Source organism: Gallibacterium salpingitidis, assembly GCF_001678495.1.
Classification (GTDB): domain Bacteria; phylum Pseudomonadota; class Gammaproteobacteria; order Enterobacterales; family Pasteurellaceae; genus Gallibacterium; species Gallibacterium salpingitidis.
Window position 1 is genome coordinate 61,189 of sequence record NZ_JTJL01000030.1, and the last position, 21,662, is coordinate 82,850.

At 37.2% G+C, this 21,662-nt stretch carries 23 protein-coding genes and 1 riboswitch; of the genes, 16 read left to right on the forward strand and 7 right to left on the reverse strand.

Annotated features, from left to right (window positions below; genetic code table 11):
- Positions 1–74: 74 nt before the first annotated feature.
- From ribF to murJ, 3 genes are all read right to left on the reverse strand, one after another.
- The gene (gene ribF / locus QS62_RS06895) at positions 75–1,013 is read right to left on the reverse strand and encodes a bifunctional riboflavin kinase/FAD synthetase (protein WP_066107907.1); all 939 of its coding nucleotides are present in this window, start codon (positions 1,011–1,013) and stop codon (positions 75–77) included.
- Positions 1,014–1,117: 104 nt separating this feature from the next.
- On the reverse strand, positions 1,118–1,975 hold the full coding sequence (locus tag QS62_RS06900; RefSeq protein ID WP_082966151.1) for a DMT family transporter: 858 nt from the start codon (positions 1,973–1,975) through the stop codon (positions 1,118–1,120).
- Between the two features lie 4 nt (positions 1,976–1,979).
- Positions 1,980–3,545 carry a murein biosynthesis integral membrane protein MurJ gene (gene murJ / locus QS62_RS06905; protein WP_066107911.1) on the reverse strand — a complete coding sequence of 522 codons (1,566 nt, stop codon included), beginning with the start codon at positions 3,543–3,545 and terminating at the stop codon, positions 1,980–1,982.
- Positions 3,546–3,832: 287 nt separating this feature from the next.
- Between murJ and rpsT the strand changes: the two genes are divergently transcribed.
- On the forward strand, positions 3,833–4,096 hold the full coding sequence (gene rpsT / locus QS62_RS06910; protein WP_066107914.1) for a 30S ribosomal protein S20: 264 nt from the start codon (positions 3,833–3,835) through the stop codon (positions 4,094–4,096).
- Between the two features lie 65 nt (positions 4,097–4,161).
- On the opposite strand, the gene hemG is transcribed toward rpsT, so the two are convergent.
- Genes hemG through pepQ form a run of 3 tightly spaced genes read right to left on the reverse strand, consistent with a single transcriptional unit; the run spans position 4,162 to position 6,629 of the window.
- A complete protein-coding gene (hemG, locus tag QS62_RS06915) occupies positions 4,162–4,677 on the reverse strand; it encodes a menaquinone-dependent protoporphyrinogen IX dehydrogenase (protein WP_066107918.1) in 516 nt (171 codons plus the stop codon).
- 9 nt (positions 4,678–4,686) lie between these two features.
- The gene (locus tag QS62_RS06920; RefSeq protein ID WP_066107921.1) at positions 4,687–5,298 is read right to left on the reverse strand and encodes a YigZ family protein; all 612 of its coding nucleotides are present in this window, start codon (positions 5,296–5,298) and stop codon (positions 4,687–4,689) included.
- A gap of 8 nt (positions 5,299–5,306) precedes the next feature.
- On the reverse strand, positions 5,307–6,629 hold the full coding sequence (gene pepQ / locus QS62_RS06925) for a Xaa-Pro dipeptidase (protein WP_066107925.1): 1,323 nt from the start codon (positions 6,627–6,629) through the stop codon (positions 5,307–5,309).
- Positions 6,630–6,703: 74 nt separating this feature from the next.
- Here pepQ and tusA point away from each other — a divergent pair, with 74 nt between their 5' ends.
- The 4 genes from tusA to QS62_RS06945 all read left to right on the forward strand — a co-directional run bounded on the left by tusA (position 6,704) and on the right by QS62_RS06945 (position 8,782).
- The gene (tusA, locus tag QS62_RS06930; RefSeq protein ID WP_066107928.1) at positions 6,704–6,943 is read left to right on the forward strand and encodes a sulfurtransferase TusA; all 240 of its coding nucleotides are present in this window, start codon (positions 6,704–6,706) and stop codon (positions 6,941–6,943) included.
- A 147-nt stretch (positions 6,944–7,090) separates the two neighbouring features.
- The gene (locus QS62_RS06935; protein WP_066107930.1) at positions 7,091–7,399 is read left to right on the forward strand and encodes a helix-turn-helix domain-containing protein; all 309 of its coding nucleotides are present in this window, start codon (positions 7,091–7,093) and stop codon (positions 7,397–7,399) included.
- Complete coding sequence (locus QS62_RS06940) at positions 7,387–7,707, forward strand: HipA N-terminal domain-containing protein (protein ID WP_066107933.1); 321 nt, start codon at positions 7,387–7,389, stop codon at positions 7,705–7,707. Before QS62_RS06935 ends, QS62_RS06940 begins: the two co-directional genes overlap by 13 nt.
- Before the next feature lie 262 nt (positions 7,708–7,969).
- Positions 7,970–8,782, forward strand: coding sequence for an SEL1-like repeat protein (locus QS62_RS06945; RefSeq protein WP_066107936.1), 813 nt, complete (start codon positions 7,970–7,972; stop codon positions 8,780–8,782).
- Positions 8,783–8,841: 59 nt separating this feature from the next.
- Here the strand turns inward: QS62_RS06945 and ribB are convergent, their stop codons facing one another.
- Positions 8,842–9,480 carry a 3,4-dihydroxy-2-butanone-4-phosphate synthase gene (ribB, locus tag QS62_RS06950; protein WP_066107939.1) on the reverse strand — a complete coding sequence of 213 codons (639 nt, stop codon included), beginning with the start codon at positions 9,478–9,480 and terminating at the stop codon, positions 8,842–8,844.
- A gap of 122 nt (positions 9,481–9,602) precedes the next feature.
- A riboswitch (FMN riboswitch) is annotated at positions 9,603–9,742 on the reverse strand.
- 89 nt (positions 9,743–9,831) lie between these two features.
- Between ribB and ubiK the strand changes: the two genes are divergently transcribed.
- The 11 genes from ubiK to cas2 all read left to right on the forward strand — a co-directional run bounded on the left by ubiK (position 9,832) and on the right by cas2 (position 21,232).
- Entirely contained in the window at positions 9,832–10,086 is a 255-nt protein-coding gene (ubiK, locus tag QS62_RS06955) for a ubiquinone biosynthesis accessory factor UbiK (RefSeq protein WP_066107942.1), read from the forward strand.
- 115 nt (positions 10,087–10,201) lie between these two features.
- A complete protein-coding gene (nadR, locus tag QS62_RS06960; RefSeq protein WP_066107948.1) occupies positions 10,202–11,464 on the forward strand; it encodes a multifunctional transcriptional regulator/nicotinamide-nucleotide adenylyltransferase/ribosylnicotinamide kinase NadR in 1,263 nt (420 codons plus the stop codon).
- Positions 11,465–11,471: 7 nt separating this feature from the next.
- Positions 11,472–12,161 (forward strand): metallophosphoesterase family protein, encoded by a 690-nt coding sequence (locus QS62_RS06965; protein WP_066107951.1) that lies wholly within the window; start codon positions 11,472–11,474, stop codon positions 12,159–12,161.
- 34 nt (positions 12,162–12,195) lie between these two features.
- Positions 12,196–12,924 carry a copper homeostasis protein CutC gene (locus QS62_RS06970; protein WP_066107990.1) on the forward strand — a complete coding sequence of 243 codons (729 nt, stop codon included), beginning with the start codon at positions 12,196–12,198 and terminating at the stop codon, positions 12,922–12,924.
- 198 nt (positions 12,925–13,122) lie between these two features.
- A complete protein-coding gene (locus QS62_RS06975; RefSeq protein ID WP_066107954.1) occupies positions 13,123–15,606 on the forward strand; it encodes a CRISPR-associated helicase/endonuclease Cas3 in 2,484 nt (827 codons plus the stop codon).
- An 8-nt stretch (positions 15,607–15,614) separates the two neighbouring features.
- Entirely contained in the window at positions 15,615–16,334 is a 720-nt protein-coding gene (gene cas5c, locus QS62_RS06980; RefSeq protein ID WP_066107957.1) for a type I-C CRISPR-associated protein Cas5c, read from the forward strand.
- Complete coding sequence (gene cas8c, locus QS62_RS06985) at positions 16,331–18,355, forward strand: type I-C CRISPR-associated protein Cas8c/Csd1 (protein WP_066107960.1); 2,025 nt, start codon at positions 16,331–16,333, stop codon at positions 18,353–18,355. Before cas5c ends, cas8c begins: the two co-directional genes overlap by 4 nt.
- A 29-nt stretch (positions 18,356–18,384) precedes the next feature.
- A complete protein-coding gene (cas7c, locus tag QS62_RS06990; RefSeq protein ID WP_066107963.1) occupies positions 18,385–19,230 on the forward strand; it encodes a type I-C CRISPR-associated protein Cas7/Csd2 in 846 nt (281 codons plus the stop codon).
- A gap of 34 nt (positions 19,231–19,264) precedes the next feature.
- On the forward strand, positions 19,265–19,891 hold the full coding sequence (gene cas4 / locus QS62_RS06995; protein ID WP_082966152.1) for a CRISPR-associated protein Cas4: 627 nt from the start codon (positions 19,265–19,267) through the stop codon (positions 19,889–19,891).
- 17 nt (positions 19,892–19,908) lie between these two features.
- Positions 19,909–20,919, forward strand: a complete 1,011-nt coding sequence (cas1c, locus tag QS62_RS07000) for a type I-C CRISPR-associated endonuclease Cas1c (protein ID WP_066107969.1) — start codon at positions 19,909–19,911, stop codon at positions 20,917–20,919.
- Between the two features lie 19 nt (positions 20,920–20,938).
- On the forward strand, positions 20,939–21,232 hold the full coding sequence (gene cas2 / locus QS62_RS07005; RefSeq protein WP_066107971.1) for a CRISPR-associated endonuclease Cas2: 294 nt from the start codon (positions 20,939–20,941) through the stop codon (positions 21,230–21,232).
- The last annotated feature ends 430 nt before the right edge of the window (positions 21,233–21,662 follow it).

Here is a 21,662-nt window from a genome sequence, read left to right on the forward strand (position 1 = left end):
GAATTTCATCTATCAAACGCTCTTTTATAGCCTTTTTTAGATCGCTATGCAAACAAACTTATCAAAAAATTTGATTATTTTTCATCATTTTGTTGAAAATACTTTTTCGCATTTTCAACGTCTCGTGCAATTTGTTGGCGCAACGCATCAAATGAAGGAAATTTTGTTTCTGAACGTAATTTTGACTTAAAGAAGATTTCTAAGGTTTTACCATAAAGATCACCATTGAAATCAAATAGATGAACTTCCAATAAAGGTTTCATACCATTAATTGTTGGGCGATTACCAACATTGGCAACACCATAATAATGGTTTCCACGTTTATCCATTACTTCAACCGCATACACGCCTTGTAACGGATTAACTTGACGGTGCAAACGAATATTCGCCGTAGGGAAACCAATGGTTCTACCCAATTCATTGCCATGAACAACACGACCTAAAATGCTATATGCTCGTCCTAGCATTTGCTCCACTTGATCTAGCTTATCTTCCGCTAATGCTTGACGAATTGCCGTACTGCTCACTCGCAAACTATCTAGGCAATAACTGGTATTATTTTCTACTTGAAAACCATATTGCTTACCGGCTGCAGCCAAAGTTTCAAAGTTGCCACTACGATTAACACCAAAACGAAAATCGTCACCAACACTCAAAAACTTCACCTTTAATTTATCGATTAAATAGTGCTGAATAAATTGATCTGTAGTTTGTTGGGCAAAAGCAAGATTGAATGGCACACAAAAAACATAATCCACACCAAAACGTGCTAAATAGGTTAATTTGTCACGTAATCTCATTAAACGGGCTGGTGCTTTCTCTTTTAAAAAGAATTCTTTTGCTTGAGGTTCAAATAACATTACCACCGCAGGCAATGCTAATTGTTCTGCTTGTTGTTTAAGATGACGCAAAATGGTTTGGTGCCCTAAATGCACTCCATCAAAATTACCGATCGTTAATGCACAACCTTGTGGAAAAGTAGGTAAATTATAAAGACCTCGAATTAATTGCATTCTTGCTATAAGCTCATCAAAAAGGTTACAAAAAATGCGGGTATTATACGCAGATTGTCAAAAGCTGTAAAACGTGGATATCACCCATCGTTATCACTATTTGCTTATGATTTTTTAGTAGCGTATGCACACAATCCTCCTGAGGCAACAATCACTAACATTCCAATCCAACTCAGTAAGTCGATTGATGTATCCCACAACCACAAACTTAGCAATGCAGAGAAAATAATCGCTGTATATTGCAGCGTTGCAGTAAGGACAGTTGCCCCATAACTAAATGAACGTGTAAGTCCTAATTGCCCAAGTAAGCCAAAAATACCAATGCCTAATAAATAGCCTGTGGAATTAAAGTCGGCTTTATAATTCCCGGATAAGAGAAAACCAAGAAAGCCAACAACGGTAACGGATACAGAAAAATAAAACACTGTCCGCCAAACTGGTTCACCAGCTTGTCCTAAACGCTTCACTGTTAATACCGCACCAGTAGCACTTAACCCAGCAAACAACCCAACTAAAATCGCAAACCAATCTTGTGCATTAATACTAGGACGCAACACCACCAACACGCCCAAAAAACCTAATGCGACAGCCAAAATTTGCACCGTACGTCGCGCCATTACTGTCGTCAGTACGGTCCAAAAAGTGATAAATAATGTAGTGGTATAATTTAAGCTCGCTGCCGTAGCTAACGGCAGATGTGCGTACGCATAAAAGCCGCACCAAATAGACATAATACCAAATAGACTACGCGAAATATGCGAACGTAATCGCGGCGTTCTAAAACTTCTATGCTGCCGATCCAACAAGACCCAAAGCCAAATCAAAAAGACTGACGGTAAGCCGCGTGTAAAAATAATTGCGCCTAAACTTGCACCACTCTCTGATGCAAGTTTGACGAAAGCTGCCATAATTGCAAATGTTGCACTGGCAAAAACCATCCACAACGATTGTAAAATACTCATAATATTAGTGTGCCAATAAATCCCTCTTTCTCACACCAAGTAATAACAATACGCATAGATAACAAACTGCCGCAACTGCAATTAAACCGCCTAACCAGATTACTCGCCAAGAAAAAGGCATGGCATACCATTCTACTAACATTGGTGTGAAATAAAATAATACGCCTCCCATCACACCAGCTGCAACCACTACTTTGACAAAAAATTTCACGCTTGTTGTAGAAAAATGATACACATCTTGTTTTGCCAAACCGCGATATAACAAAAATGCGTTTAACGTTGCCGACATTGCTGATGCAATCGCTAATCCCACATAACTGAACGGAATGGCTAACAAGTTAAAACCCATATTGCTTACCATCGCAATAATTCCATAACGTACAGGTGTCTTTGTATCTTGGCGAGCATAGTAACCATTCGCTAAGATTTTGATCAGCATATAACTCAATAATCCGGCATTAAACGCCCACAATGAATAAGAGGTTGCTTGTACATCACTCAATACAAAATTGCCACGCATAAAAAAGACTAACAACATCGGCTGTGCTAACAAGGCAATTCCAACCATTGCTGGTATGCCTAACAATAAAATCATCCGCACTCCCCAATCTAATGTTTGACGGAAAGCAAGGTTATTTTGCGGATCATCATTATGTACGTGATGACGTGAAAGCGTCGGTAAAATAACGGTAGAAATCGCAATACCAAAAAGACCTAATGGAAACTCCAACAAACGATCTGAGTAATACAACCAGCTAATTGATCCTGTCATTAAGAAACTGGCGATAAAAGTATCTAGTAATAAATTAATTTGACTAACAGAAACACCAAATAATGCTGGAATCATCAAGGTACGAATCTTTTTTACACCTGCATCCTGCCAAGCCCATTTAGGACGCACCAATAATCCAGCTTGTTTTAAGAATGGAATTTGGAATAAAAATTGTAATAACCCACCAAGGAAAATACCGATAGCTAAACCAATATTCGGATTCGCTAAATGCGGCGCAATAAATAATGCGGCACCAATCATTGCCACATTCAGCAATACTGGTGAAAACGACATCACACCAAATTTGCCAATCGAATTTAAGATAGCGCCCGATAACGCCACTAAAGTGATAAACCAAAGATAAGGAAAAGTAATTTTTAATAACAACGAAGCTTGGGTAAATTTTTCCGCTTCTGCTCCATCATTTAACCAATCTAAAAACCAGCCTGTACCAAAAATAGCTGTTACGATCGGTGAACCAATCATCGCTAACAAGGTTACAACTGTTACTAAACCGCCTAATGTTCCTGAAACTTTAGCAATAAAAGCGCGTGTTTTATCTAAATCACCTTCTTTTTGATATTCAGCTAACACTGGCACAAACGCCTGCGAAAATGCGCCTTCAGCAAATAAACGCCGTAAAAAATTAGGAATACGATTAGCAAATAAAAATACATCTGCAGCAACGCCAGCACCTAAAAGATTAGCGATAACCACATCTCGCACCAACCCTAAGATCCGAGATAGCAGTGTCATACTACTAACCACAATGCCTGATTTTAATAACCCTTTACTCAAAATAACCTACCATTTGTTGTTTTTTATGTGGCAAAAATTACGGCTCATTGTATAGATTTTTACTTTTTACGCTATATTCTCGCCTAAAAAACTGGTAAAATTTCGCCCGCCTTTTATTTGGCTTACTTCGGTTGTGTCTCACTGAGGCAAGCTCACCATTGCCACTGCTTACTCTCGAAGCAAATTGCGGCATAGGCAATAAATCAATTGACAAAGGCTTAAAAAGTAGGCATATTTTACGCCTTTCGTTTTTAGTGTAATTAATTAGAAATTTTGGGAGTTTGACCTTGGCTAATATCAAGTCAGCAAAAAAACGTGCGGTTCAATCTGAAAAACGCCGTCAACACAATGCAAGCCAACGCTCTATGATGCGTACTTATATCAAAAAAGTTTATGCAGCAGTAGCGGCAGGCGATAAAGCAGTTGCAGAAACAGCTTTTGTTGAAATGCAAAAAGTAGTGGACAGAATGGCTTCTAAAGGCTTAATCCACAAAAATAAAGCAGCAAATCACAAATCTAAATTATCTGCACACATCAAAAAATTAGCTTAATGATTTTTTTGAATTGATTAATAGTAAAAACCGCCTCATTTAGGCGGTTTTTTTATGTCGAAAATTCATAACTGTTCGATTTGATCAGCAAAATTTCTTACTTGCTGCCAATCAGTATATTCGATCTCTTTGCGTGGATCGGTTTCGCCACCCGTCATTTTCATAATAAAACGGATCATTGTGCGATCAAACCAAGTATAACGCGGATACAATAACGCTCCTGCAAACACCTGTACTAATTGTGGCTGCCACGCAATCTTCGCCAATAACTTTCTTGTATAAACATTGGTTTGTGGCGTATTTTTATCTGCTTTCCGCGCCGTCAAATTTACTGTATATAACGCGCCTTGTTTTGCTTTTAGTTGTTGCTTATGTTCGCGAATAAAAGTAAATAATTTCGGGTTAAACTTCCCATAACGGATAGATGCACCAATCACTACTCGATCATAAGGTGTCAAATCAATCGACATATTTTCTAGTAAATTCGCCATTACACATTGCCCAGTTAATTGCGCAGCAATCGCTTCGGCGATTTTTCGAGTTTGCCCATCATGGCTCAAATATAAAATCAGTGTTTTCATATAAAAGTCTTAATCTTCAATCAGTTGTAATTGGAGCTGTCCAGCAGAACGCTCATTAAGTTGGTGATTCAATTGTATCGCTTGTTCTTCTGCAATCGCTAACGTTAAACAAACTTGATCAGTAAATTGTTGCTGCACAATTTCTACATCAAAATGTTTCAACATTGCTTCTAGCCAAGCCCATTGTGCGTATTGACAAAGTAATTGGTATTGCTGGCGTTCAATTTTAATAGTCGTTGTAGCTAACTTTAAGGCTTGTTGTACGCCATTGCCATAAGCACGCACTAAACCGCCTGTACCTAATAAAATACCACCATAATAACGCACCACTACCGCACAAATTTCACCCAATCCGCTGCCTAACAAGACATTCAACATTGGTTTTCCTGCTGTCCCTGACGGTTCGCCATCATCAGAAAAACCATACTGTTGCGAATCATTTGGCGCACCTGCGACTGTTGCCCAACAATGATGGCGTGCATCCGGATGTTCCGCCCGCACTTTTTGCCAAAATTGTTTCGCCTCTTCTAAATTGGATACGGGCTGTAAATAACAAATAAAACGACTCTTTTTAATCTCTTCACTAAAGCTAACAGGTTGCTGTAATACTGGGTATTGCATAACACCTCTTAACTTAAGTTAAGTTGTTGCTGCATTTTCACAGTTAAATTCTCTGCACCATTCGTCCGCATGACAATGTTATCTTCCGTCCGAATACCGCCAAAACCTTTTAGGATTTCGATTGCTTGCCAATCAAATTTATCTGCCAACGGATGTGTTCGCCAAGGTTGTAATAATAAATCAATAAAATACAATCCTGGCTCAATCGTTAATACCATTCCTTCTGCTAATTCGCGTGTACAACGTAAGCTAGGATACACTTCCGGTGGACGCTTAATAGCGCCACGTTTATTTTGCTGCCAACCGCCAATATCGTGCACTTGTAAGCCAAGAAAATGCCCTAAACCATGCGGCAAAAAGGCACGATTAATGCCTTCCTCAAAAATTTGTGTCGCTGGCAATTTCACTAAACCGCTATGATGAAGTAACTCAGCAACACGTTGTTGTACTTGAGTATGATAAGTCAGATAGTTATAGCCCACCTGCAATTCAGCAATAATATCTTGCTTAATTTGTTCCATTCCCTGCAGCAAATAAACAAACAGATCATTGCTTTCTTGTTGATAAGTACGAGTAATATCAGAGGCATAACCTAAATAGGTCGCCCCTGCATCAATGAGAAAACTACGCACTTGATTTGGTGTTTTATTTGCTAAGCGATTGTAATGCAATACCGCACTATGCTCATTTAACGCCACAATATTGCCGTAAGGTACATTTAAATCAGATTGTTCACTTGCTTGTAGATAAGCTAAATTAATCTCAAATTCGCTTTTCCCAGCTAAAAATGCTTGTTTCGCTGCGTGATGCCCTAATAAAGCAGGCTTTTGCGCTTGGAAAATACACTCCACTTCATATTCCGTTTTATAAGCGCGGTAGTAACTCAAGATATTCAATAACTTACGATCATTAATGGAGAAAAAGCCTAATGATTTGGCTAACGCTTCATCTTCACCAATAAAGCCACAATTAGTACGACTATTGACCAATTGTTGTACTTGTTCCGGCTGAGTAAAAATTTCCCACTCAAATTGATTACACCAAAAATCATTTGGTAATGATTCAACGAAATACCAATAATCTTTTGGCTGATAGAAATAGAGTTTTGGTTTGCTGTAACCATCTAAAAATACCCAGCTGCCTTCCGCTTGTGGCATTGGTACAACATAATTAAAAAAAGGATTGATATGGAAAGGTTTGCTTTGATCATCTAAAAAATAATTATCTGCTTTACCTGCATAGATCCAAATTCCATCTAAACGACAGCAAGATAACGCCTCTTTTACTATTTCTTGTATATGTGCTAAATGTGCGTTGAATAACGTCTTCATCCTTTCCTCCACTATCCCATCTTGGCGTAAAATGCAGTATCATTACTGCTTTATTAATAATAAGTAGCAATCATATGACCGAATGGAAAATTAATCAAACACTTGATACGCAAGGATTACGCTGTCCTGAACCTGTAATGTTAGTACGTAAAAAAATCCGCGAAATGCAAGAAGGTGAGATTTTATTAATTATTGCTGATGATCCTGCCACCACTCGTGATATTCCTGGCTTTTGTCAATTTATGGAACATACACTGTTGCAAAGTACCACTGATAAAGCACCTTATCAGTATTGGATTAGGAAAGGGAAATAGTATTCCTACTACACTAAAAAGCTCTTAAATGAGCTTTTTTTGATTAAAAAAACATAAAAAGACCAATAAAAAGCTATTCCTCCAATAAAGAATCATATATGATACTTATGATGAAATTTTAATTAAAAATAAGGTTATATATGAACTATGGAAGCATTGCATCTCACACTTGAAACACAAATCAACCAATTAAAGAAAATTCAACAACAGCTATTAAACGAACAACTTAGCCAAAAATCATTACTGGCACAAAACAAAATTACTGATTCAGCTGAGTTTGGGCAACGCCTTAATCAAAAACGTAAATCTTTAGGAATTGATTTAGAAACCTTATCACTACAAACCGAATTATCGGTTTCAACATTAAAGCGTATTTTTAAAAATCCAGCACAAGTTAAGTTTTCAAGTGTATTACTCGTCGCTGAGGCATTAGGAGTAGCGTTATGCACTCTTTAATACGTACGGGGAAAGTCTTTTTATATGGTGAACCAATTGGTATCTTGTCACAAGATACTGACGGTTTCCATTTTTATTACTATCCCGACTATGCAGGAATCCCACTATCTTTAAGTTTACCGGTTGAGCAAAAAGCATTTCATTCTAAAACCTTATTTCCTTATTTTGCTTCCCTCGTCCCAGAAGGTTGGTTAAGAAAAACTTATGCCGAATTACAGAAAACTGATGAAGATGATTTATTAGGATTACTGCTTAATAATGGTGAAAATATGCTAGGTGCAATCCAAATTTTACGGGAGAAACAATGAACTATTGTCATATCTTACTCGTACCATTAACAACAATGGCAAACCCCAGAAATCATCAAAGAACAAACTATCGTAATTGAAACCTATGCCCGTTCATTTATCCCAGCAGAACATTTAAAGAAAATCGTAGATTGCTATCAGCAACGACTTAAATTCTTACAAATTTATGAAATCTCAATTTAAAACACTCTCATCAATATTAGTTGGCTATAGAAAAAACGTACAATAATCTTTGGCAATAAATAATGTGGAGTACTCACAGATGAAATACTTAACCGCGATCTTTATCACTTTAGCATTAACCTTCTCTTTATCTTCGCCCGTAATCGCAGATAAAAATCAAGCTTCTGATTTTCAACAAACCCTACAGTTAGCTAAACAAGGTAATGTAATAGCTCAAACTAATCTTGGCGTAATGTATGTTAACGGAAAGGGTGTGAAACAAGATTACCAACAAGCCAAACTCTGGTTCCAAAAAGCGGCTGAACAAGGAAATGCCATAGCACAATATAATCTTGGCATGATGTATTATGATGGAGATGGGATAAAACAAGATTATCAACAGGCCAAATTCTGGTTCCAAAAAGCGGCTAAACAAGGATATGCTTTAGCGCAATTTAATCTTGGCTTCATGTATGACAGAGGACATGGAGTAAAACAAGATTATCCACAAGCCAAATTCTGGTTCCAAAAAGCAGCTGAACAAGGAGTTGCTTTAGCGCAATATAATCTCGGTGTGATGTATGACACTGGGAAAGGTGTTAAGCAAGATTATCAACAAGCGATATATTGGTATACAAAAGCTGCTAAACAAGGATATATAGAAGCGCAAAATAATCTTGGAGCAATGTACAGCATCGGACAAGGTGTTAAACAGGATTATCAGCAAGCAATATATTGGCTCCAAAAAGCAGCTGTACAAGGGGATGAAAAAGCACAATTTAGTCTTGGTATGCTGTATTATGAAGGAAAAGGTGTTAGTAAGAGCTTATCCAAAGCTAAAGAATATTTTAAGCAAGCTTGTGATAATGGCGTTCAGAATGGCTGCCATAACTATCAAGTTTTAAGTCAATAGAAACCCAATATTAACTTAGAAAATAGCGCTATTCTTACAAGAGTAGCGCTATTTTATGGTTAATGACTTAACTTATACGCCACTAAATCCTCAATTGTTACTACTGGATAGCCTTGTGCCAAAGCGAATTTTACAATTTCTGGAGTGCGTGCCATCGAACCATCATCATTAGTAATTTCACAAATCACTCCTGCACGTTTAAAACCAGCTAATTCCACTAAATCAACGGAAGCTTCAGTATGACCGCGGCGACCTAATACCCCTTTATCATTAGCACGTAATGGGAAGATATGTCCTGGACGATGTAAATCACTTGGTTTTGCACCATCAGCAACCGCTGTTCTAACAGTCGTCACACGATCTTGTGCAGAAACACCAGTAGAAACACCTTCTGCGGCTTCAATTGTAACAGTGAATGCAGTACGGTTAACGCTGGTATTGTGTTCCACCATTGGTGGTAACTCGAGCTTTTGGCAAAGTTCATCCGTAATACAAAGGCAAACAATACCGCTACCATAACGAATTAATTTTGCCATTTGTTCTTTGGTAATAGTTTCCGCAGGATAAATCAGATCGCCTTCATTTTCGCGATCTTCATCATCTAGCACTAAAACGCCTTTGCCTTGTTGCAATGCTGCAATCGCATTTAATACACGTTGCTCCGCGTTGCCGAATTGAGAAAGAATTGACTGACTCATGGTAATTTCCTTTGTTAGTAAAATATTGATACCAGAATCAGGGCGAATGAGGGAAGTACGGCAGAAAAGAAAACAACACTATTTGCAAAACAAATAGTGCCATTCAAAATTCTTATAGATACCGCTATTCTCTACCATCCAGACTATCACTGTCGGCTTTGGATTTTCACCAAATCTGCTGACTTCATACAGGGTATGAACGCTCGTGGGCTTACTTACGCTTACCACCGGTGGGGAATTTCGCCCCGCCCTGAGAATGCGGGAAAAAGTATAAAATAAAACCTTTGATTTGCCTAGTAAATTTCCCGTTTTTTTCATACAATTTAGCCCGTTAAATTATGCGAGGTCTTTATGTTAAATCCCAAAAAAATCGAAGAAATTATCCAACAAGTACAAAACAATTTACCTCAAGGTATCAAAGAGATTGGTAATGACGTTGAAGCAAAATTAAAACAAGTTTTACAGGCGCAATTATCTAAATTAGATGTAGTTACACGTGAAGAATTTGATGTACAAACACAAGTTTTATTGCGTACTCGTGAGAAATTAACTGCGTTAGAAGCAAAAGTAGATACGTTATTACAACAGCAAACACCAAATACGTAGCATATAAAAGACATTTTTCTCATAAAAACGATTAAAACGGCTAATATAAGCAACATAAGAATAATGACAATAAGTCGTTTGTTGCGTATTATGCTTCCTCTCAAAGGAGCAAAATATGACTGATTTTCTTTATTTACAACAAAAGCGTAAACAATTAGGGCTAAAAGTTGCCGAAGTTTGCGAAAAAGCACAAATTACACGAGCTTACTATAATCAACTTGTTGGCGGTAAAATCCAAAATCCAAGTGCCAAAAAATTAAACGCAATTCATCACGCGCTACAAATTTCCAATACACCAAATAAACAAGTTGGTGTGATTTTTGGTAAATTTTATCCGGTGCATACAGGGCACATTAATATGATTTATGAAGCCTTTAGTAAAGTGGATGAATTGCATGTTATCGTTTGTACCGACACTGAGCGCGATTTAAAACTGTTCTATGATAGTAAAATGAAGAAAATGCCAACAGTGCAAGATCGCTTACGTTGGATGCAACAAATCTTCAAATATCAACAAAAACAAATTTTTATCCACCACCTTATCGAAGATGGCATTGCTGCTTATCCAAACGGTTGGGTAGATTGGTCTTCTCGTGTTAAAGCACTATTTAAAGAAAAACATTTTACACCGAGTGTTGTTTTTAGTAGCGAACCTCAAGATAAAGAGCCTTATGAAAAATATCTACATTTAGAAGTGGTATTAGTCGATCCTGAACGTGCTTTCTTTAATGTATCTGCTACAAAAATTCGTAATCATCCGTTCCAATATTGGAAATTTATTCCAAAAGAAGTTCGCCCATTTTTTGCTAAAACTATTGCTATTCTCGGTGGAGAAAGTAGTGGTAAAACAATGCTAGTCAATAAACTCGCCGCGGTATTTAATACTACTTCAGCGTGGGAATATGGTCGTGAATTTGTATTTGAAAAACTTGGTGGTAATGAACAAGCAATGCAATATTCCGATTACCCTTTGATGGCTTTGGGGCATCAACGCTACGTTGATTACGCATTACGTCATGCGCATAAAGTAGCATTTATTGATACCGACTTTATTACCACCCAAGCATTTTGTATTCAATATGAAGGAAAAGCTCATCCATTCTTGGATTCAATGATTAAAGAGTATCCTTTTGATGTCACCATTCTTTTGAAAAATAATACGGCTTGGGTGGACGATGGCTTGCGCAGTTTAGGGTCGCAACAACAACGCCAACGTTTCCAACAATTACTGAAAAAATTATTAGAGAAATACAATATTCCTTATATTGAAATTGAATCACCAAGCTATTTAGAACGTTATGCCCAAGTGAAAAAGATTGTGGAACGTGTACTAAATGATGAATCCGTTCATGAAGCTATTGAGAATAAGGAGAAATAGATAATTCATGCTTCTTTTTGCTGGCGATCCTCATGGATATTTTGAACACCTTTATCCATTTATCCAGAATAATCAATCTATCTCATTGATTATTCTAGGAGATTTGCAACTGACTGATTGTAAAGAACTCGATAAACTTGCTCAATATTGTGATCTTTGGTTTATTCATGGTAACCACGACAGCAAAACCGTTGCTGCATTTGAAGCAATTTGGGGCAGCGAATGGAAACAACGTAATCTGCATGGCAAAGTAGCTGAAATCGAAGGGGTAAAAATTGCCGGTTTAGGCGGTGTATTTCGTGGACAAATTTGGATGCCGCCTAATAAACCATTATTTCTCGATCCAATTCATTATTGTCAATATTGTACTCAAGACAAAATTTGGAAAGGTGGATTACCTTTGCGTCATCGGACTTCTATCTTTCCGTCTGATATTGATACGCTTGCTACACAACAAGCGGATATTCTTATCAGTCATGAAGCACCTAAGCCACACCCTTCAGGTTTTGCGGTAATAAATCAACTAGCAGAAAGTATGGGTGTTAAAAAAATTTTTCATGGACATCACCATGATAATTTCGACTATAGCCAACTTAAAGGTCGTGTACGCCCTTACCAGATTTTTAATATTGGTTTCCGTAGTCTTAGTGATATCAACGGCCATTACCTACTTATCGGAGTAGATGATCGCGAATGATAAATTGTACTGCCCTTTTGTATATTGCCATATTATGAAAATCGAAGTTTGTGTTGATAATATTGAGTCCGCTATCATTGCTGAGCAGGCTGGTGCCGATCGTATAGAACTCTGTACTGCATTACCTTTAGGCGGTCTTACACCGCACTATTCTCTTATCAAGGTAGCAACGCAAAAACTATCTATCCCGGTTTATGTCATGATTCGTCCACGAGCCGGCGATTTTCTGTTTAATGCTGATGAACAGCAAATGATGATAGATGATATTGAGATGGCTAAACAACTCGGTGCCGCTGGAGTAGTGATTGGTGCTTTAACCGTTAATGCTGAAATTGATATTGCTCTCACCAAAATGCTGATGCAATCTGCGCGCGGCTTAGACGTTACCTTCCATCGCGCTTTTGATTTATGCCAAGATCCTCTACACGCTTTACAACAGCTAATCGAGCTCGGTTGTTCTCGTATTTTAACTTCAGGACAGGCAGCAACCGCTGCTCAAGGACAAACTCTATTAACGCAGTTAGTACAACAGGCACAACATAAAATTTCGATTATGGCTGGCGCTGGTATTAACGCAGATAACGCCCTCACTATCGCCCAACAAACAGGCATCACCGAGCTACATTTATCAGGAAAAAGCTATCGTCCAAGCAAAATGCAATATCAAAATTCACAAGCTGCAATGGGACAAAACGCGAATGAAGATACTCAAATATTAGTCACTGATTTTGCCAAGATCAACGCAGTTAGGAAGTTGTTCTGATTGTAATTTATTTATTAAAACAGCATTATCCAACTCTTAAAAGTTTAAGAACAAATACATCAATAGCAACAGATACTATCACTTAAAAAATAATACCTTTGTCACAATTCTTGAAAAAAATTATTTATTAATAATGACTTACATCTACTCAAGTATTAAGATGACCATTGTCATTGTTTTACCAAAAGGAGTTAAAGTGTGGACAAGGAATTTATTGCGCATATTCGCAAATCAGATAAAGCACAACAATCTGTTGCTGCCCATCTTTGTGAAACCGCTGCCTTATCAGCATTTTTTGCATCAAAACTAGGCTTAGAACTTGCTGGTGAATTAATTGGCTTAATGCATGACTTTGCTAAATATTCTCTAGATTTTCTTAAATATATTTGTGGAGAGAATGGTATTCTTAATCCTGATATAGACGAATATCAACCATTACCTAATGGACAAAAAATTGATCATTCTACTGCCGGAGCACAATGGATTTATCAAAGACTCTCCCTCGCCGGTAAACACAATAGCGGACAACTATGTGGACAAATTCTTGCTTTATGCATCGCATCTCACCACGGTGCCGGCTTAATTGATTGTCTAGACAGTAATGGTAATGCTAAGTGGGAAGAACGGTTATCAAAAACAGATGAACTTACTCATCTTAGTGAATGTAAAGACAATGCAGATACCATGATCATACAAAAAGCTGAGTCATTAGCGAGTAAAGAATTATTAGCGCAAATGCTTACCGCAATTAAAGCCGTTTTAAAATTGCCACTTAGTCACAAAATTAAAGAGTTCTATTTAGGCTGCTTTACACGTTTTTTGTTTAGCTGTTTAATTGATGCAGATCGTATTAGTAGTGCTGATTTTGATCGCAATGAACAAGCTACTATGCGCCGCTTACAACAACGTCCTAACTGGCAAGAAGCTATTGATAAACTGGAAGAGAAATTAGCTCAGTTTGAATTAAAATATCCGATTGATCGTATCCGCCAACAAATTTCTAATACTTGTCTTCAGCGTGCAAATGATCCACAAGGTATTTATACATTAACTGTACCAACAGGTGGTGGTAAAACATTATCCAGTCTTCGTTATGCTTTGCATCATGCCAAAATACATAATTTAGATCGAATTATTTATATTATTCCTTATACCTCTATTATCGATCAAAATGCTGATGAAGTTCGTAAAATTCTTGGTGATGAGTGGATTCTCGAACATCATTCGAATCTTGATCCAGAAAAACAAACTTGGGAGAACAAATTATTAGCGGAAAACTGGGATAAACCGATCGTATTCACCACTATGGTACAATTTCTCGATGCTTGGTTTGGTAGTGGTACTCGTGGCGCTCGTCATATCCACCCTATGACTCGCAGTATCTTAATTTTTGATGAAATTCAAACCTTACCAATCAAGTGTGTTCATCTCTTTTGTAATACCCTAAATTGGCTAACTTCTTTTGGTAAAAGTAGCGCTATTTTATGTACTGCTACTCAACCTTTATTAGGCGAAGATGGATTAACCAATTTTCCTCTTACAGAGCGAGAACATATTCAATCCCAAGGTTTACTAAAATTAGCAAATAACGCTGAAATTATTGGCAACCATCAGCAAATTAATAATCTCTTTACTTCACTCTCACGAGTTGAAATGCTATTTAAACAAAAAGCAGGAGGATGGTCTGTTACAGATGCAGGCGATTTTTTGCTGGAACAATTCAAAAGTTTTTCAAGCTGCCTATTTATTGTGAACACGAAAAAATGGGCTCAAGATCTCTATCTATACTGCAAACAACAAAATATTCCTAAAGAAGCTTTATTCCACTTAAGCACTAATCAATGTGCAGCTCATCGTAAAGTACTATTTGATCAAATCAAAGATCGCTTAAAGAATAAACAACCTGTTCTTTGTATTAGTACCCAATTAATCGAAGCTGGGGTAGATATTTCTATGGCCTGTGTAATTCGTGCATTAGCCGGTCTAGACAGCATTGCACAAGCTGCTGGTCGCTGTAATCGACATGGAGAAAATGAGGATAAAGGTAAAGTCTGGATATTAAACTTACAAGAACCAAATCTAGCGAAAGTTCTACCTGATATTGATATAGGCCAACAACAAGCTGATCGTATTTTTCGTGAATTTAACCATCAAGATATTTTGCAACCTGCTGCTATGCAGCAATATTTCCAATACTATTTCTACAATCGTTTCCAAGAAATGAGTTACTCAGTAAAAGGAAGCTCTTCTGGTAGCTTATTGGATTGGTTAAGTGACAATTGTTATAACGTTTACAGTGCTAAAAATGATAAACGTAGGCAGAACAAACAATATCCTTTATTGATGCAGTCATTTAAATCAGCAGGACAAGCATTTGAAGCTATTGATGCACCAACTCGAGCCGTTATCGTGCCTTATGCTGAAGCGGGTAAAAAACATATTGCTACATTGTGTAGCCAATGTGATGCTAATAAAAAAGATACCAATTTTTACACTAGCCTAAAACAAGCACAACGTTTCAGCGTCAATGTCTTTCCTAATATTTGGCATCAATTACAAAATGAAAACGCCATTATCGAAATTGGCAATACAGGTATCTACTATCTTGACGAACGCTATTACGATAACGAATTCGGACTTTCCTTAAGTGGAACCGGTGTAATGGCAACTCTTAATTGTTAAGGAGCATTATGGCAAATAAAATTAGTTTTCGCGTATGGGGACGACAAGCACTATTTACCGATCCAATTACCAAAATTGGTGGAGAAAAATTTAGTTATCAAGTTCCTACCTACGAAGCGATTAAAGGTATCATCAGAAGTATCTACTGGAAACCTACTCTCATTTGGCATGTAGACCGTATTAGAGTGATGAAACCTATTCGCACGCAAAGTAAATCCGTAAAACCATTAGATTGGAATGGCGGTAATACTTTGGCCATTTATACCTATCTACAAGATGTTGAATATCAAGTAGAAGCTCATTTCGAATGGAATCAACATATTCCTGCACTAGAACAAGATCGTATTAAAGGAAAACATCTTTCAATCGCCGAACGTATGATTCAACGTGGCGGCAGACAAGATATTTTTCTTGGTACACGTGATTGTCAAGGTTATGTGGAACCCTGTGAATTTGGTGATGGTATTGGTTTTTATGATCAAGTAGATAACCTTGATTTTGGTTTAATGTTTCACAGTTTTGGTTACCCCGAAGAAACGGGTAATCATGAATTAATCAGCCGTTTTTGGCTAGCAAATATGCAGCAAGGCATTATTACTTTTCCTCAAATTAATGATACAGATCGTTTAAAGACTCGTTTTATCCGCAAAATGAAACCAGAAAAACAATTTGGTTTAAATCAAAATACCAAATCTGTTGAACAAGAAGCTGAGGAGCTAGGATTATGAGTTGGATGCAAAGGCTTTATCAAACCTACGATCAAATTTTACAACATAAGTTGGATACCTCCACAACCCCTCTTACTCCGGTAGGTCATACACTGCAAACAGCGCATATTGTAATTACCTTAAATCAGAAAGGTGAGTTTCAAACAGCGACTGTAATGCCACCAAAGACAACAATTATGTTGCCTGTAACTGAAGATTCTGAAAATCGTACCAGTGGCGAAGCTCCTCACCCTTTCGCAGATAAAATTCAATATGTTGCCAAAGATTACCTCGATTATGGTGGTCAGAAAAATTCTTACTTTGATGGTTACCTTACTCAATTACAAAAATGGTGTAATTCCTCTTTTGCTCATCCAAAAGTAAAAGCTATCCTAAATTATGTTAGTCAAGGAACAGTAATGGCTGACTTGATTAAACAAGGTATTTTTCATTTAGATAATAATGGTCATGTATTAAATAAATGGGAAAATAACTCGACTGCCCCGGCTATTTTTGCAACATTACCAAAATCACAAGAATATGGTGCTGCACTAATTTGTTGGCGAGTAGAAATCCCTAATGATCTCAATGCAGATACTTGGACTGATAGAAGCATTCAACAATCATGGATCGACTATATTGCTAGCAGCAATAACAACAGAGGCTTTTGTTTTATTAAAGGTCAAAAAGATGTTATTTCTAACATGCATCCAGCCAAACTACGCCATACTGGTGATAAAGCAAAATTAATCTCTTCTAATGATAAAGACGGTTATACCTTCCGAGGGCGTTTTGATGATGCAAATGAAGCAGCATCAATTTCTAATGAAGTTTCCACAAAAGCACATAGTGCATTACGTTGGTTAATTTCACGACAAGGTATCCGTAATGGAGATCAAGTGACTGTTGCTTGGGCTATTGATCCCCAAACAATACCACCATCACCATTACAAGATAATTATGATTACCTAGATGATGACGACGATGATTATGAAATTCCTTCAATCGATGACGGAAAAAATGAGTTATCAAATGAGTTATCAACAGAAGAACACGTACCAAAATGGTCCATCAACCTTGGCCAACAAGCAGCTGCAATTATTAAAAAGAAAATGCTCGGTTTAAAAGCAGAGTTACCTCAACATCAACAAATATCTTTGCTAATGCTTGATTCTGCTACTCCTGGGCGAATGGCATTAACATATTATCAGGAATTTTTACCAGATGACTATTTTGCCAATCTTGATGCTTGGTTAGATGATTTTTGTTGGTATCAACGTTATTCACGTAATAAAAAAGAGGACAAAAAAGAGGATAAACGCACCACTTGGCCAGTGATTCCGCCATCACCAGATGCTATTGCAAAAACTGTCTATGGCAGATCATTAAGTGATACCTTGAAAAAACAACTTTATGCACGTCTATTACCTGTTATTGCTGGCGGACCATACATTCCATTCCCACTAGATTTAGTACAAAAAAGTATTGAATCTGCTTGTAATCCTAACGGCTATGAACGCTGGGAATGGGAACGAAATGTTGGTGTAGCTTGCGCTTTATATAAAGGATGGCGGATACGTGAAGATCGCAGAATTTATTATCATGATTCATCAAAATGGAGAAACTACTCTATGGCCTTAGAAAAAGAAAATCGCTCCCGCGATTATTTATATGGAAGATTGTTAGCTATCGCTGAAAATATAGAATCTTATGCACTCTATTTAGCTGGAGAAAAGAGAACTACCAATGCAGAACGTTATATGCAGCGTTTCGCACAACATCCATTCTCAACTTGGCGTAATATTGAATTAGCACTAATCCCATATCAAGAACGCCTGCAAAATAATAATAAAGATTACGGTAAACAAGATCTTGATGAAATTATGGATCTATTCAAATCAGAAGACTTTATTTGTGACGATAAATTAAGTGGCGAATTCTTACTTGGTTATCACAGCCAAAAGATGGAAATTTATCGCAAAGTAGCTGAACTCAAAGCAAATAAAGATAAATCCAAGAATGAAACTAAAACAGATGAATAACCATTGCCACGATTAGGAGGAACATACTTATGAGTTTAACTAAAAAAATTGATTTTGCGCTTATTATCAATGTACAAAACGCCAATCCTAATGGTGATCCATTAAATGGCAATCGACCACGCACTGACTTTTCTGGTATTGGTGAAATCACTGATGTTTGTTTAAAACGCAAAATTCGTGATCGCTTACAAGATACTGGTGAAGCAATCTTCGTACAATCTGATGAAAGAAAAACTGACGGAATGACCAGCTTAGCCAATCGCGCTAAAGATAAAGAAGTTGGTTTAGGACCAGATGCATTTAATGCTAAGAAGGCAAATAAAGACGATACAGCGAAAAAGGCTTGTGACAAATGGTTAGATGTTCGTAGCTTTGGTCAAGTATTTGCATTTGGCAAAGGAAATGATGCCTCTAGTGGAGTATCTATTGCTATTCGCGGTCCTGTTACTATTCAATCCGCATTTAGCGTTGTTCCAATTAATATTACCAGTACACAAATTACCAAAAGCGTCAGCGGAGAAGGTGATGGAACTAAAAAAGGTTCCGATACTATGGGGATGAAACATCGTGTGGATAATGGAGTGTATGTTGCTTATGGTGCAATGTCACCGCAATTAGCAGAACGCACTGGATTTAGCGATGAAGATGCAGAAAAGATTAAAAATGTCTTAACTAAACTATTCGAAGGAGATGCCTCTTCAGCGCGTCCTGAAGGTAGTATGAGAGTCTTGAAACTCATTTGGTGGGAACATAATTGCAAGTCTGGCCAATACTCATCAGCAAAAGTACATCAAAGCCTAAGTGTTAATCCTGATGGTAGTTATACCTTATCTCATCTTGATGGCTTAATCCCTGAAGAAATTGATGGTTTCTAATGATTAATTTCATAATAAATATGGAGTGCTGGAGATGCGCATAATTCAAATTTCCGCACTCCAACATTACGCATTCTGCCCTCGACAATGCGCATTAATCCATAATGAACAGTTGTGGGCAGAAAATTACCTCACTGCACAAGGTACTGTGCTACATGAACGCGTAGATTCTGGGGTAACTGAAAATCGTAATGGCATTCGGTATGAACGCAGCGTTCATGTATCATCAGAAACGCTAGGTCTTAGCGGTATCTTAGATATGGTTGAACACAATCTCAAAACTGGTTCATTAAAACCGATTGAATATAAACGCGGTAAACCCAAACCTCAGTTAATAGACGAAATTCAACTTTGTGCTCAAGCGCTCTGCTTAGAAGAAATGTTAGAAAAAACAATCACTGAAGGCGCACTTTGGTACCAACAAACTCATCATCGTTTACCAATCATTTTTAATGAAACTTTACGGCAAGAGACAAGAACCATAATAAAGAACGTAAGAACACTACTAGAAAGCAATCAAACCCCACCACCTAATTATGGCAAACATTGCAAAGCGTGTTCATTATTAGATGAGTGCCAACCCAAATTACTTCTCCAAGATAAATCAATAAATTATGTTGCTGCACTATTCGAAGAAGACTCTTCCGATGGTGACGAATAATAAAGGTCAAAAGATCTATGCGTAAATTACAAAATACTCTCTACATTACGACACAAGGTAGTTACCTACATAAGGAACGTGAGACCTTAGTTATAGAACAACAAGGCAATAAACTTGCGCAAGTTCCAATTCACTCTATTGGGCATATTTTTTGCTTTGGTAATGTATTAGTTTCTCCTTTTTTAATGGGTTTTTGTGGGGAAAATAAAGTTAATTTGGCATTTTTTAGTGAACATGGTCGTTATCTTGGTAGATTACAAGGAGCACAAAGCGGTAATGTCTTATTACGTAAAGCACAATATCGTTATTCTGAAGAAAACCCACTCTCTATTGCGCGCAATATTATTGCTGCAAAAATTCAAGCTTCTAAACATGTATTGCAACGTCATATTCGTAATTATGGTGAAAATAATATATTGCAAACTGCAATTACTGCTCTCAATCAAAGTTTAAGACAGCTAAAAAAAGCCGAAACATTAGAACAAATTCGTGGTATAGAAGGAGATGCAGCATCTCGTTATTTCTCTGTATTTCAACAATTGTTACGGACTGATAAATTTCAATTTAATGGCAGAAATCGTCGCCCACCACGAGATCCTATTAATGCGCTATTGTCTTTTCTATATAGCGTTCTTGGTAGAGATATTAGCGGGGCATTACAAAGTGTTGGTTTAGATCCACAAGTTGGTTTTCTTCATGCTGACAGACCTGGACGTGATAGCCTTGCACAAGATATTTTGGAAGAATTTCGTGCTTGGTGGATAGATCGCATGGTATTAAGTTTGATCAATCGTAGTCAAATCAAACCACAAGATTTTGACACTGAAGCTAGCGGAGCAGTAACAATTAAACCTGAAACTAAAAAACTACTATTTCAAACATTACAAGCTAAAAAACAAGAAAAGATTATTCATCCATTTTTAGAAGAAGAAGTAGAAATTGGGTTATTACCTTATATCCAAGCATTATTACTTGCTCGGCATCTACGTGGAGATTTACAAGAATATCCACCCTTCTTAATGCGTTAAATCACGCTGGAGTAAAAATATGTTAATGCTAATTACTTATGATATTGCATTCGATGATCCACAAGGTGCAGCTAGACTTCGTCGTATTGCCAAACATTGCTTAGATTATGGCATCCGAGTGCAATATTCTGTCTTTGAATGTGATATCGCTCCCGATCAATGGGTAAAACTCAAAGCAAAATTATTAGATACCTATAATCCTGAAAAAGATAGTCTGCGTTTTTATCATTTAGGTAGTAAATGGCGTCGCAAAGTGGAACATCATGGTGCAAAACCTGCAATAGATATCTTTAAAGACACGTTAATTATTTAAACTCACAAAAGCGCTAACCATTGATACTCATAAAAATACTGAGAGGTTAGCGTTTTTTTAATCGCTCTTTAAAAATCAATAACTTACTTATCTATATAGCATAAATAGATATGCTATACTTTTTTAACTCTCTATTATTGTAATATTTAGCGAATTAAGCTTCTTTCCGCCTTTACTGATAAGTATTCACAATATAGGGACCAGCCACCTGCGTGTGGCTGTGAGTTGAAACAATTTTAAATATATCAGGATCTAGCATTTTCTCACCAGCCACCTGCGTGTGGCTGTGAGTTGAAACGTCACTTACAAGATGTTATTGATAATATGATTGATAACCAGCCACCTGCGTGTGGCTGTGAGTTGAAACTCGCTGCAGTTAAATTAATATCAGTATAAAAATAGACCCAGCCACCTGCGTGTGGCTGTGAGT

What these genes read in the sequence shown, in the direction of transcription:
- ribF (WP_066107907.1), bottom strand. Translation starts at nt 1,013, where the DNA reads ATGCAATTAATTCGAGGTCTTTATAATTTACCTACTTTTCCACAAGGT.
- QS62_RS06900 (WP_082966151.1), bottom strand. Translation starts at nt 1,975, where the DNA reads ATGAGTATTTTACAATCGTTGTGGATGGTTTTTGCCAGTGCAACATTT.
- hemG (WP_066107918.1), bottom strand. Translation starts at nt 4,677, where the DNA reads ATGAAAACACTGATTTTATATTTGAGCCATGATGGGCAAACTCGAAAA.
- QS62_RS06920 (WP_066107921.1), bottom strand. Translation starts at nt 5,298, where the DNA reads ATGCAATACCCAGTATTACAGCAACCTGTTAGCTTTAGTGAAGAGATT.
- pepQ (WP_066107925.1), bottom strand. Translation starts at nt 6,629, where the DNA reads ATGAAGACGTTATTCAACGCACATTTAGCACATATACAAGAAATAGTA.
- tusA (WP_066107928.1), top strand. Translation starts at nt 6,704, where the DNA reads ATGACCGAATGGAAAATTAATCAAACACTTGATACGCAAGGATTACGC.
- QS62_RS06935 (WP_066107930.1), top strand. Translation starts at nt 7,091, where the DNA reads ATGGAAGCATTGCATCTCACACTTGAAACACAAATCAACCAATTAAAG.
- QS62_RS06940 (WP_066107933.1), top strand. Translation starts at nt 7,387, where the DNA reads ATGCACTCTTTAATACGTACGGGGAAAGTCTTTTTATATGGTGAACCA.
- QS62_RS06945 (WP_066107936.1), top strand. Translation starts at nt 7,970, where the DNA reads ATGAAATACTTAACCGCGATCTTTATCACTTTAGCATTAACCTTCTCT.
- ribB (WP_066107939.1), bottom strand. Translation starts at nt 9,480, where the DNA reads ATGAGTCAGTCAATTCTTTCTCAATTCGGCAACGCGGAGCAACGTGTA.
- ubiK (WP_066107942.1), top strand. Translation starts at nt 9,832, where the DNA reads ATGTTAAATCCCAAAAAAATCGAAGAAATTATCCAACAAGTACAAAAC.
- nadR (WP_066107948.1), top strand. Translation starts at nt 10,202, where the DNA reads ATGACTGATTTTCTTTATTTACAACAAAAGCGTAAACAATTAGGGCTA.
- QS62_RS06965 (WP_066107951.1), top strand. Translation starts at nt 11,472, where the DNA reads ATGCTTCTTTTTGCTGGCGATCCTCATGGATATTTTGAACACCTTTAT.
- QS62_RS06970 (WP_066107990.1), top strand. Translation starts at nt 12,196, where the DNA reads ATGAAAATCGAAGTTTGTGTTGATAATATTGAGTCCGCTATCATTGCT.
- cas5c (WP_066107957.1), top strand. Translation starts at nt 15,615, where the DNA reads ATGGCAAATAAAATTAGTTTTCGCGTATGGGGACGACAAGCACTATTT.
- cas8c (WP_066107960.1), top strand. Translation starts at nt 16,331, where the DNA reads ATGAGTTGGATGCAAAGGCTTTATCAAACCTACGATCAAATTTTACAA.
- cas7c (WP_066107963.1), top strand. Translation starts at nt 18,385, where the DNA reads ATGAGTTTAACTAAAAAAATTGATTTTGCGCTTATTATCAATGTACAA.
- cas4 (WP_082966152.1), top strand. Translation starts at nt 19,265, where the DNA reads ATGCGCATAATTCAAATTTCCGCACTCCAACATTACGCATTCTGCCCT.
- cas1c (WP_066107969.1), top strand. Translation starts at nt 19,909, where the DNA reads ATGCGTAAATTACAAAATACTCTCTACATTACGACACAAGGTAGTTAC.
- cas2 (WP_066107971.1), top strand. Translation starts at nt 20,939, where the DNA reads ATGTTAATGCTAATTACTTATGATATTGCATTCGATGATCCACAAGGT.